Here is an 11856-nt window from a genome sequence, read left to right as displayed (position 1 = left end):
ATGGTAGTGTGGGGTTTCCCCATGTGAGAGTAGGTCATCGTCAAGATTAAATTCCGAAACCCCTATCTGCGTATGCAGGTAGGGGTTTTGTTTTGCCCGCAGGAAAACTGACCTGTAGGGTTTCTATGCAATGGCGCGGGGCATGGCTATCATGCGGGCCTCATTGTGAGGCGAGACTTGCATGCTGACATTGTTAAAGCTTCTTAAAGATGGCCGATTCCATTCGGGTCAGGCCTTGGGTGTCGCCTTGGGTGTCAGTCGTAGTGCCGTTTGGAAACAGCTTCAGCATTTAGAAGCTGAGCTGGGATTATCCATTCATAAGGTGCGGGGTCGTGGCTATCAACTGGCTGCGCCATTGACGCTGCTCGATCCTGTAGAGATAAGAAAGCAGTCGCCCTCTTGTGATTGGCCTATCCTGGTTTTCGATTCAATTGACTCCACTAATGCCGAGGCTTTGCGCGCCATAGAGCGGGGTCAAGCGGCGCCCTTTCTGGTGCTCGCGGAACGGCAAACCGCAGGTCGCGGGCGGCGTGGACGAAAGTGGGCGAGCCCATTCGCGGAAAACATCTATTACAGCCTCGTGCTGCGTATTGACGGTGGAATGCGTCAGCTGGAAGGCTTGAGTCTAGTTGTTGGGCTCGCCGTCATGCAGGCCTTGCGAGAGCTTGGTATTTCGGGGGTTGGATTGAAGTGGCCCAACGATGTTCTGGTGGGTCAGAAGAAGATTGCCGGGATATTGCTCGAGTTGGTGGGGGATCCTGCCGATGTGTGTCACGTTGTGCTGGGTGTGGGAATTAATGTGAACATGCAGATTACCGATGAGGTAGATCAGCAATGGACGTCCATGCGGCTAGAGTCTGGCAAGGTGTTTGATCGAAATCACTTGGTCGGGGAGTTGGGTGCGATGCTCCAGGCATATCTGTGTCGTCATCAAGTCGACGGATTTTCAGCTATCCAGGCAGAGTGGGAGCGAAATCATCTCTGGCAGGGGCGAGCCGTGTCGTTGATCGCAGGCGTTAACCACATAGAAGGCGAAGTGTTGGGTATTGATAGTCAAGGTGCTCTACGCTTGAAGGTGGGTGGTGTGGAAAAAGTCTTTAGTGGTGGTGAGCTCAGTCTGAGGTTGCGTGATGATTCTTGAGCTCGACTGCGGAAACAGTTTTATCAAGTGGCGTGTGCTTGACGCGGATGTTCGGCGGGTGGTCGGCGAGGGGGTCGTTGATTCGGACCTCGCGTTGTTGGAGAGTTTGAAAGCGCTCAAGGGGCTCGCTCTCAAGTTTTGTCGGTTGGTCAGTGTCAGGACAGCCGAAGAAACCAGTGCCCTGATTTCTCTGCTGACAGAAGCTTTTGGTGTGTCGGTGGTATGCGCGGCGCCGTCCCGGGAAATGTCCGGAGTTCGTAATGGCTATGAGGAGTTCGAGCGGTTAGGGCTCGACCGTTGGCTGGCGATGCTTGGGGGATTCCATCTGGCCTCAGGCGCTTGTCTTGTGCTTGATTTTGGTACGGCGGTTACTGCGGACTTCATCTCCAGGAATGGAGAGCATCTCGGAGGGTTTATATGTCCGGGTATGCCGCTGATGCGAAACCAATTGCGTACCCATACTCGTAGAATTCGTTATGGTGATCTAGCCGCCGAGCGCGCTCTGGAAAGTCTCGTTCCTGGTCGGACAACTGTCGAAGCGGTCGAGCGGGGGTGCTCGTTGATGCTGAGAGGCTTTGTCCTGACGCAGCTAGAGTTGGCGCGTAGCTATTGGGGGGAAGATTTTGTTGTGTTTCTCACTGGAGGAGATGCAGACCTGGTTTCCGGGATCGTGCCTGAGGCCAGGGTGGTTCCTGATCTGGTGTTTGTAGGTTTGGCGATGGCGTGCCCCTTGTCCTGAGGTTTTTATGCGTTGGTTGTTTCTGCTGCTGCTTGTTCTCAATGTGTTCTATTACATCTGGCACCAACAAGAGGCTCCTCTGCGTGCGAAGGATGTAACCCCTTTGAGTTTGTATCGGGGGGCGCAGCAGGATATTCGCTTGTTGAGTGAGACGACTGACGCGGCTCGTGATAAAGGAAAGCCTGTCCAGGCAGACGATGGATGCCTCTATCTTGGCGGCTTTACTCGTCAGGAGGCAGCTCAGGCGGTTGAGCGGCGATTGAGTGGCATGGAAATCAAGTTCGAGTCCTTGCTGAGGGCTCCTCCAGGGGCTGATGGTTACTGGGTGCGTGTGGCACCAGAAAGCCGGCGTTGGCTAGATGACTCGCAGCTGAAAAACCTTTCTAGAGAATTCAATGAGTTAAAACATAAAATAATGCCGTGCGGAGGGGTTGCACCCGCCGATTAGTTTGCATAGAATGGCGCCCGCTTCGCAGTGAAGACCTTTAATGGTTAACGCCGCAAAGTGATGTCAACGCAGCTAACCTCAGGTTTTTAATGAGAAAATGCTTGACAGAAGGCTGGCATGATATAGAATGCCGGCTCGCTTAGGAGGGGTTCCCGAGCGGCCAAAGGGATCAGACTGTAAATCTGACGTCTACGACTTCGAAGGTTCGAATCCTTCCCCCTCCACCATTTTTAGCGAGAGCTGCAAGCTCCGCGGGTATAGTTTAGTGGTAGAACCTCAGCCTTCCAAGCTGATGATGCGGGTTCGATTCCCGCTACCCGCTCCAAGTTTGCAGATCCTGCATGGCGTTACGCTCTTGTAGCTCAGTTGGTAGAGCACACCCTTGGTAAGGGTGAGGTCAGCGGTTCAAATCCGCTCAAGAGCTCCATATAACAAGGCAGATATGAAAATATCTGCCTTTGTTTTAATGGCTTGTTTGACCTGCTCAATTCTTCTCCTAGGGGTGATTTTGATGGCTAAGGAAAAGTTCGAACGTAATAAGCCGCACGTCAACGTTGGTACCATTGGTCACGTCGATCACGGTAAAACTACTCTGACTGCTGCTTTGACCCGCGTCTGCTCCGAGGTTTTCGGTTCGGCAAAGGTTGACTTCGACAAGATCGATAGCGCCCCTGAAGAAAAAGCTCGTGGTATCACCATCAACACCGCCCACGTTGAGTACGATTCGGCTGTGCGTCACTACGCACACGTTGACTGTCCAGGTCACGCTGATTACGTAAAAAACATGATTACCGGTGCTGCTCAGATGGATGGCGCGATTCTGGTTTGCTCGGCCGCTGATGGTCCGATGCCGCAAACTCGTGAGCACATCCTTCTGTCCCGCCAGGTTGGCGTTCCGTACATTGTTGTCTTCCTGAACAAGGCTGACATGGTTGATGACGCGGAGCTGCTGGAGCTGGTTGAGATGGAGGTGCGCGACCTGCTGAGTACTTACGATTTCCCAGGTGATGACACTCCGATCATCATTGGTTCGGCGCTGATGGCGCTGAATGGTCAAGACGACAACGAGATGGGTACTACTGCCGTCAAGAAGTTGGTCGAGACTCTGGATAGCTACATTCCGCAGCCTGAGCGTGCTATTGATAAGCCGTTCCTGATGCCGATCGAGGATGTTTTCTCGATCTCCGGTCGCGGTACTGTTGTGACTGGTCGTGTTGAGCGTGGCATTGTCCGCATTCAGGAAGAAGTTGAGATTGTTGGTCTTCGTGACACTGTCAAAACTACTTGCACTGGTGTTGAGATGTTTCGCAAGCTGCTCGACGAAGGTCGTGCTGGCGAGAACTGCGGCGTATTGCTGCGTGGTACCAAGCGTGATGATGTTGAGCGTGGCCAGGTTCTGGTCAAGCCGGGCACTGTCAAGCCGCATACCAAGTTCACTGCAGAGGTTTACGTTCTGAGCAAGGAAGAAGGCGGTCGTCATACTCCGTTCTTCAAGGGTTACCGTCCACAGTTCTACTTCCGTACCACGGACGTGACTGGTAACTGCGAATTGCCAGAAGGCGTTGAAATGGTGATGCCGGGTGACAACGTTCAGATGACTGTCACTCTGATCAAAACCATCGCAATGGAAGATGGTCTGCGTTTCGCCATTCGTGAGGGCGGTCGTACCGTCGGCGCTGGTGTCGTTGCTAAGGTTATCGAGTAAATTGTTGTAATGTCTTTTTCGGGCCGGCATAATGGTCGGCCTGATTTTGTTTTAGGTCAGTAGCTCAATTGGCAGAGCGACGGTCTCCAAAACCGTAGGTTGGGGGTTCGATTCCCTCCTGACCTGCCAGATTCACTTGGTGTATCTGGCTTTCTTTTCACAGGATCTTCATAGATGACTCCTAAAGCTGAAGCTCAAGGCTCTCGCTTCGATCTGCTCAAGTGGCTAGTAGTAGTTGCTTTGGTGGTTGTTGGCGTTGTTGGCAATCAGTATTACTCTGCTTCGCCGATCCTGTACCGCGTACTTGCTTTGCTCGCCATTGCTGCTGTAGCTGCCTTTGTAGGCCTGCAGACAGTCAAGGGCAAGTCTTTCTTTGTACTGGTTAAGGAAGCTCGCACCGAGATTCGTAAAGTCGTATGGCCAACTCGCCAAGAAACCACGCAGACCACGTTGATCGTTGTGGCTGTTGTTCTGGTTATGGCGTTGCTGTTGTGGGGGCTTGATTCCCTGCTCGGCTGGCTTGTTTCCTTGATTGTCGGCTAAGGGTGTCCCGTGGCTAAGCGTTGGTACGTTGTGCATGCTTACTCCGGTTACGAGAAGCATGTCATGCGCTCGTTGGTAGAGCGCGTAAAGCTGGCTGGCATGGAAGATGGCTTTGGCGAAATTCTGGTTCCCACTGAAGAAGTGGTTGAAATGCGTAATGGCCAGAAACGCAAAAGCGAGCGCAAGTTCTTCCCAGGTTATGTGCTGGTTCAGATGGACATGAATGAGGGTACTTGGCACTTGGTCAAGGATACTCCTCGGGTGATGGGTTTTATTGGCGGTACTGCTGATAAGCCTGCACCTATCACAGATAAAGAGGCAGAAGCGATTCTGCGTCGTGTTGCTGATGGTAGCGACAAGCCGAAGCCGAAGACGTTGTTCGAGCCAGGTGAATCGGTACGTGTCAATGACGGTCCGTTTGCCGACTTTACTGGCACGGTCGAAGAAGTTAACTACGAGAAGAGCCGGATCCAAGTGGCAGTGCTCATTTTCGGTCGCTCTACTCCGGTAGAGCTAGAGTTCAGCCAGGTCGAAAAAGTCTAGCTGAGCAAGCATCCCAACCCCGCAGCCCTAGGCTGTGGGGTTTTGTCGTCACTGGGATAAACGCGCAAGTAACCGGGGAGCCTTTCGAGGCGTTCGAACCCGTAATTGGAGTGCCTCATGGCCAAGAAGATTACCGCTTACATCAAGCTGCAAGTGAAGGCCGCTCAGGCTAACCCAAGCCCACCTGTTGGTCCTGCTCTGGGTCAGCATGGCGTGAACATCATGGAATTCTGCAAGGCTTTCAACGCCCGTACTCAGGGTATTGAACCAGGTCTGCCGACTCCAGTGATCATCACTGTCTACAGCGACCGTAGCTTCACTTTCGAAACCAAATCCACACCTGCTTCGGTTCTGCTGAAGAAAGCTGCTGGTCTGACTAGCGGTTCCGCTCGTCCGAACACCGTTAAGGTTGGCACCGTTACCCGTGCTCAGCTGGAAGAAATCGCGAAAACCAAAAACGCGGATCTGACTGCAGCTGATATGGACGCGGCCGTGCGTACTATCGCCGGTTCTGCTCGTAGCATGGGCCTTAACGTGGAGGGTGTGTAATGGCTAAGTTGACCAAACGTCAAAAGGCTATCGCCAGCAAAATCGAAGCAGGCAAGTCCTACAACTTTGTAGACGCTGCTGCTCTGCTGGCTGAGCTGTCGACTGTCAAGTTCAGCGAGTCGTTTGACGTTGCTGTAAACTTGGGTGTTGATCCGCGTAAATCCGACCAGGTCGTTCGTAGCGCTACTGTGCTGCCACACGGCACTGGCAAGACCGTTCGCGTTGCTGTGTTCACCCAGGGTCCAGCTGCTGAGGCCGCTTTGGCTGCCGGCGCTGACCGTGTAGGTATGGACGATCTGGCTGCCGAAATGAAAGGCGGCGACCTGAACTATGACGTAGTTATCGCATCCCCGGATGCAATGCGCGTTGTTGGTCAGTTGGGTCAGATCCTGGGCCCGCGTGGCCTGATGCCTAACCCTAAAGTCGGCACCGTAACGCCAGACGTAGCTACCGCGGTTAAAAACGCCAAGGCTGGTCAGGTTCGTTATCGCACCGACAAAAACGGCATCATCCACACCTCCGTTGGCAAAGTCGGTTTCGACGCCGTCAAGCTGAAGGAAAACGTTGAAGCCCTGATCGCTGATCTGAAGCGTATCAAGCCAGCTTCCTCGAAAGGTATTTACGTCAAGCGCGTTACCCTGAGCACCACCATGGGTCCAGGCCTGGTCATCGACCAAGGTTCGCTCGACGCGTAAGACACAGGTTGGCGCAAGCGATTGCGCCAATTGAAAGATTGGGGTCCCTGCCTGGCGGGGGCTATCCAAGACCGTAGGCGACGCAAGTCTTAAACCTCAAGCCTACGCAGATGGTGCTCCCGGTTCCTTACCGAATCAGACACCAAAACGACATCTGGCCTCGGTTGGATGAAACGGTAACAAGCAGGAGTTTTTCCCGTGGCAATTAAACTTGAAGACAAGAAGGCCATCGTCGCTGAAGTCAACAAGGCTGCCCAAGTTGCTCTGTCCGCTGTCGTGGCTGATGCCCGTGGCGTAACAGTAGGCGCTATGACCGGACTCCGTAAAGAGGCTCGTGAAGCTGGCGTTTACGTACGTGTTGTACGTAACACTCTGCTCAAGCGCGCCGTTGCTGGCACTCAATATGACGTGCTCAACGACGTGTTCACTGGCCCGACCTTGATTGCATTCTCCAAAGATCATCCGGGCGCTGCTGCTCGTATCTTCAAAGAGTTCGCAAAAGGTCAGGATAAGTTCGAGATCAAGGCAGCTGCGTTCGAGGGCAAGTTCCTCGCAGCTAATCAGATCGACGTACTGGCAAGCCTGCCGACCCGTGACGAAGCAATTTCTCAGCTGATGAGCGTGATTCAAGGCGCAACCAGCAAATTGGCTCGTACTCTGGCGGCTCTTCGCGACCAGAAAGAAGCTGCCGCAGCCTAAGGCTGAGCGACTCCTTTCAGCGTTTATTGTTTATTTCGATGGCCGCGTAGGCTGTCACCCCAATACAGGAATTTATAGTCATGTCTCTGACTAACGACCAAATCATCGAAGCAATCGGCGAAAAATCCGTTCTGGAAATCGTTGAGCTGATCAAGGCCATGGAAGAGAAGTTCGGCGTTTCCGCTGCCGCTGCTTCCGCTGGTCCAGCTGCTGTCGCTGCCGTTGTTGAAGAACAAACTGAATTCAACGTCATGCTGCTGGAAGCTGGCGAGAAGAAAGTTAACGTGATCAAGGCAGTACGTGAACTGACCGGTCTGGGCCTGAAAGAAGCCAAGGCTGTAGTTGACGGCGCTCCTGGCGTTGTTCTGGAAGCTGTTTCGAAAGACGCTGCTGACAAAGCAAAAGCCACTCTGGAAGAAGCAGGCGCTAAAGTCGAGCTGAAGTAAGCATCGACTTTGCGTCTCCAGCCCGAGCGTTAAGCGAAAGGCTGATGGCTGGTGGCTCTTGCCACCGGCCTTTTTCCGTTATTGGCAGCCGACTGGGTCGGTGCTGATAACGAGCTGTAACCACCCGATGCGGTGGCGCAAACCATGGGGTTTGCACGATTTTCTGGCTGCTCCCGTCGGGAGGGGCCAAACAAGCAGGTGACCAAGCTGGGGAACGCTGATGGCTTACTCATATACTGAGAAAAAACGTATCCGCAAGGACTTTAGCAAGTTGCCGGACGTCATGGATGTGCCGTACCTCCTGGCCATCCAGCTGGATTCGTATCGTGAATTCTTGCAAGCGGGAGCGACTAAAGATCAGTTCCGCGACGTGGGCCTGCATGCGGCCTTCAAATCCGTTTTCCCGATCATCAGCTACTCCGGCAATGCTGCGCTGGAGTACGTCGGTTATCGCCTGGGCGAACCGGCATTTGATGTCAAAGAATGCGTATTGCGCGGTGTAACTTACGCCGTACCTTTGCGGGTAAAAGTGCGCCTGATCATTTTCGACAAAGAATCGTCGAACAAAGCGATCAAGGACATCAAAGAGCAAGAAGTCTACATGGGTGAAATCCCCCTGATGACTGAGAACGGTACCTTTGTAATCAACGGTACCGAGCGTGTAATCGTTTCCCAGCTGCACCGTTCCCCGGGCGTGTTCTTCGACCACGACCGTGGCAAGACGCACAGCTCCGGCAAACTGTTGTACTCGGCGCGTATCATTCCTTACCGCGGTTCGTGGTTGGACTTCGAGTTCGACCCGAAAGACTGCGTATTCGTGCGTATCGACCGTCGTCGCAAGCTGCCTGCATCGGTACTGCTGCGCGCGCTCGGCTATACCACTGAAGAAGTGCTCGACGCGTTCTACACCACCAACGTCTTCCACGTGCAAGGTGAAAACCTCAGCCTGGAATTGGTGCCGCACCGCCTGCGTGGTGAAATTGCTGTCCTGGATATCCTGGATGACAAAGGCAAGGTTATTGTCGAGCAAGGTCGTCGTATCACTGCTCGCCACATCAACCAGCTGGAAAAAGCCGGGATCAAAGAGCTGCAAGTGCCTCTGGACTACGTCCTGGGTCGCACTACCGCCAAGGTCATCGTGCATCCGGCAACCGGCGAAATCCTGGCAGAGTGCAACACTGAGCTGAACACCGAGATCCTGGCAAAAATCGCCAAGTCCCAGGTTGTTCGCATCGAAACTCTGTACACCAACGATATCGACTGCGGTCCGTTCGTTTCCGACACGCTGAAGATCGACTCCACCAGCAACCAATTGGAAGCGCTGGTCGAGATCTATCGCATGATGCGTCCAGGCGAGCCGCCAACCAAAGACGCTGCCGAAACTCTGTTCAACAACCTGTTCTTCAGTCCTGAGCGCTATGACCTGTCTGCGGTCGGCCGGATGAAGTTCAACCGTCGTATCGGTCGTACCGAGATCGAAGGTTCGGGCGTGTTGTGCAAAGAAGACATCGTTGCTGTGCTGAAGACTCTGGTCGACATCCGTAACGGTAAAGGCATCGTCGATGACATCGACCACCTGGGTAACCGTCGTGTTCGCTGCGTAGGCGAAATGGCCGAGAACCAGTTCCGCGTTGGCCTGGTACGTGTTGAGCGTGCGGTCAAAGAGCGTCTGTCGATGGCTGAAAGCGAAGGCCTGATGCCGCAAGACCTGATCAACGCCAAGCCAGTGGCTGCGGCGGTGAAAGAGTTCTTCGGTTCCAGCCAGCTTTCCCAGTTCATGGACCAGAACAACCCGCTGTCCGAGATCACCCACAAGCGTCGTGTTTCTGCACTCGGCCCTGGCGGTTTGACTCGTGAACGTGCTGGCTTTGAAGTTCGTGACGTACACCCGACTCACTACGGTCGTGTATGCCCGATTGAAACGCCGGAAGGTCCGAACATCGGTCTGATCAACTCCCTGGCCGCTTATGCGCGCACCAACCAGTACGGCTTCCTCGAAAGCCCATACCGTGTGGTGAAAGACGCTCTGGTCACCGACGAGATCGTGTTCCTGTCCGCCATCGAAGAAGCTGATCACGTGATCGCTCAGGCTTCGGCCACGATGAACGACAAGAAGATGCTGATCGACGAGCTGGTAGCTGTTCGTCACTTGAACGAGTTCACCGTCAAGGCGCCGGAAGACGTCACCTTGATGGACGTTTCTCCGAAGCAGGTAGTTTCGGTTGCAGCGTCGCTGATCCCGTTCCTCGAGCACGATGACGCCAACCGTGCGTTGATGGGTTCGAACATGCAGCGTCAAGCTGTACCAACTCTGCGCGCTGACAAGCCGCTGGTCGGTACTGGCATGGAACGTAACGTAGCTCGTGACTCCGGCGTTTGCGTCGTGGCTCGTCGTGGTGGCGTTATCGATTCCGTCGACGCCAGCCGTATCGTGGTTCGTGTTGCTGATGATGAAGTTGAAACCGGTGAAGCTGGTGTCGACATCTACAACCTGACCAAATACACCCGCTCCAACCAGAACACCTGCATCAACCAGCGTCCGCTGGTGCGTAAAGGTGATCGGGTTCAGCGTAGCGACATCATGGCTGACGGCCCGTCCACCGACATGGGTGAACTGGCGCTGGGTCAGAACATGCGCATCGCGTTCATGGCCTGGAACGGTTACAACTTCGAAGACTCCATCTGCCTGTCGGAACGAGTTGTTCAAGAAGACCGCTTTACCACGATCCACATTCAGGAACTGACCTGTGTGGCACGTGACACCAAGCTTGGGCCAGAGGAAATCACTGCAGACATCCCGAACGTGGGTGAAGCTGCACTGAACAAGCTGGACGAAGCCGGTATCGTTTACGTAGGTGCTGAAGTTGGCGCAGGCGACATCCTGGTTGGTAAGGTCACTCCGAAAGGCGAGACCCAACTGACTCCGGAAGAAAAACTGCTGCGTGCCATCTTCGGTGAAAAAGCCAGCGACGTTAAAGACACCTCCCTGCGTGTGCCTACCGGCACCAAGGGTACCGTCATCGACGTACAGGTCTTCACCCGCGACGGCGTTGAGCGTGATGCTCGCGCACTGTCGATCGAGAAGACTCAGCTCGACGAGATCCGCAAGGACCTGAACGAAGAGTTCCGTATCGTCGAAGGCGCAACTTTCGAACGTCTGCGTTCCGCTCTGGTCGGCCACAAAGCCGAAGGCGGCGCCGGTCTGAAGAAAGGTCAGGAAATCACCGACGAAGTTCTCGACGGTCTTGAGCATGGTCAGTGGTTCAAACTGCGCATGGCTGAAGATGCTCTGAACGAGCAGCTCGAGAAGGCTCAGGCCTACATCGTTGATCGCCGCCGTCTGCTGGACGACAAGTTCGAAGACAAGAAGCGCAAACTGCAGCAGGGCGATGACCTGGCTCCAGGCGTGCTGAAAATCGTCAAGGTTTACCTGGCAATCCGTCGCCGCATCCAGCCGGGCGACAAGATGGCCGGTCGTCACGGTAACAAAGGTGTGGTCTCCGTGATCATGCCGGTTGAAGACATGCCGCACGATGCCAATGGCACCCCGGTCGACGTCGTCCTCAACCCGTTGGGCGTACCTTCGCGTATGAACGTTGGTCAGATCCTTGAAACCCACCTGGGCCTCGCGGCTAAAGGTCTGGGCGAGAAGATCAACCGGATGATCGAAGAACAGCGCAAAGTCGCTGAGCTTCGTAAATTCCTCGACGAGATCTACAACCAGATCGGCGGTCGTAACGAAGATCTGGATAGCTTCTCCGACCAGGAAATCCTGGATCTGGCGAAGAACCTGCGTGGCGGCGTTCCAATGGCCACTCCAGTGTTCGACGGCGCCAAGGAAAGCGAAATCAAGGCCATGCTGAAACTGGCAGACCTGCCAGAAAGCGGCCAGATGCAGCTGACCGACGGCCGTACCGGCAACAAGTTCGAGCGCCCGGTTACTGTTGGCTACATGTACATGCTGAAGCTGAACCACTTGGTAGACGACAAGATGCACGCTCGTTCTACCGGTTCGTACAGCCTGGTTACCCAGCAGCCGCTGGGTGGTAAGGCGCAGTTCGGTGGTCAGCGTTTCGGGGAGATGGAGGTCTGGGCACTGGAAGCATACGGTGCTGCTTACACTCTGCAAGAAATGCTCACAGTGAAGTCGGACGATGTGAACGGCCGTACCAAGATGTACAAAAACATCGTGGATGGCGATCACCGTATGGAGCCGGGCATGCCCGAGTCCTTCAACGTGTTGATCAAGGAAATTCGTTCCCTCGGCATCGATATCGATCTGGAAACCGAATAACACGTGACGCGAATCGAGAGCGGGGCAGGATTGCCCGCTCTCTGCTCCGCCAGG

The 11856-nt window shown here is 54.4% G+C and carries 11 protein-coding genes and 4 tRNA genes; all 15 read left to right on the top strand.

Annotated features, from left to right (window positions below; all coding sequences use genetic code 11):
• The first annotated feature begins 181 nt into the window (after positions 1–181).
• Positions 182–1141, top strand: a complete 960-nt coding sequence (birA, locus tag DFS28_RS20685; protein ID WP_111451234.1) for a bifunctional biotin--[acetyl-CoA-carboxylase] ligase/biotin operon repressor BirA — start codon at positions 182–184, stop codon at positions 1139–1141.
• Complete coding sequence (locus DFS28_RS20680) at positions 1131–1880, top strand: pantothenate kinase (RefSeq protein ID WP_111451233.1); 750 nt, start codon at positions 1131–1133, stop codon at positions 1878–1880. Before birA ends, DFS28_RS20680 begins: the two co-directional genes overlap by 11 nt.
• A 7-nt stretch (positions 1881–1887) precedes the next feature.
• Complete coding sequence (locus tag DFS28_RS20675; RefSeq protein ID WP_111451232.1) at positions 1888–2328, top strand: hypothetical protein; 441 nt, start codon at positions 1888–1890, stop codon at positions 2326–2328.
• 142 nt (positions 2329–2470) lie between these two features.
• Positions 2471–2555: transfer RNA gene (locus tag DFS28_RS20670), tRNA-Tyr, on the top strand.
• Between the two features lie 24 nt (positions 2556–2579).
• A tRNA-Gly gene (locus DFS28_RS20665) sits at positions 2580–2653 on the top strand.
• 26 nt (positions 2654–2679) lie between these two features.
• Positions 2680–2755 (top strand) — tRNA-Thr (locus DFS28_RS20660).
• An 84-nt stretch (positions 2756–2839) separates the two neighbouring features.
• Positions 2840–4033 (top strand): elongation factor Tu, encoded by a 1194-nt coding sequence (gene tuf, locus DFS28_RS20655; protein WP_007896619.1) that lies wholly within the window; start codon positions 2840–2842, stop codon positions 4031–4033.
• Positions 4034–4086: 53 nt separating this feature from the next.
• Positions 4087–4162: transfer RNA gene (locus DFS28_RS20650), tRNA-Trp, on the top strand.
• Between the two features lie 45 nt (positions 4163–4207).
• Positions 4208–4576, top strand: a complete 369-nt coding sequence (gene secE, locus DFS28_RS20645; RefSeq protein WP_008145488.1) for a preprotein translocase subunit SecE — start codon at positions 4208–4210, stop codon at positions 4574–4576.
• 9 nt (positions 4577–4585) lie between these two features.
• Positions 4586–5119, top strand: a complete 534-nt coding sequence (gene nusG, locus DFS28_RS20640) for a transcription termination/antitermination protein NusG (protein WP_007896622.1) — start codon at positions 4586–4588, stop codon at positions 5117–5119.
• 117 nt (positions 5120–5236) lie between these two features.
• On the top strand, positions 5237–5668 hold the full coding sequence (gene rplK, locus DFS28_RS20635; RefSeq protein ID WP_003210097.1) for a 50S ribosomal protein L11: 432 nt from the start codon (positions 5237–5239) through the stop codon (positions 5666–5668).
• The gene (gene rplA, locus DFS28_RS20630; RefSeq protein WP_111451231.1) at positions 5668–6363 is read left to right on the top strand and encodes a 50S ribosomal protein L1; all 696 of its coding nucleotides are present in this window, start codon (positions 5668–5670) and stop codon (positions 6361–6363) included. The genes rplK and rplA overlap by 1 nt, the downstream gene beginning before the upstream one ends.
• A gap of 198 nt (positions 6364–6561) precedes the next feature.
• The gene (rplJ, locus tag DFS28_RS20625; protein ID WP_008145489.1) at positions 6562–7062 is read left to right on the top strand and encodes a 50S ribosomal protein L10; all 501 of its coding nucleotides are present in this window, start codon (positions 6562–6564) and stop codon (positions 7060–7062) included.
• 80 nt (positions 7063–7142) lie between these two features.
• The gene (rplL, locus tag DFS28_RS20620; RefSeq protein WP_008145490.1) at positions 7143–7508 is read left to right on the top strand and encodes a 50S ribosomal protein L7/L12; all 366 of its coding nucleotides are present in this window, start codon (positions 7143–7145) and stop codon (positions 7506–7508) included.
• Between the two features lie 220 nt (positions 7509–7728).
• On the top strand, positions 7729–11802 hold the full coding sequence (gene rpoB / locus DFS28_RS20615) for a DNA-directed RNA polymerase subunit beta (RefSeq protein ID WP_095131480.1): 4074 nt from the start codon (positions 7729–7731) through the stop codon (positions 11800–11802).
• Positions 11803–11856 lie beyond the last annotated feature (54 nt).

The organism is Pseudomonas sp. 478, from assembly GCF_003254125.1.
Lineage (GTDB): Bacteria > Pseudomonadota > Gammaproteobacteria > Pseudomonadales > Pseudomonadaceae > Aquipseudomonas.
The sequence above is the reverse complement of the archived record's forward strand: the minus strand, read 5'-3'. Positions and strand labels throughout refer to the sequence as shown.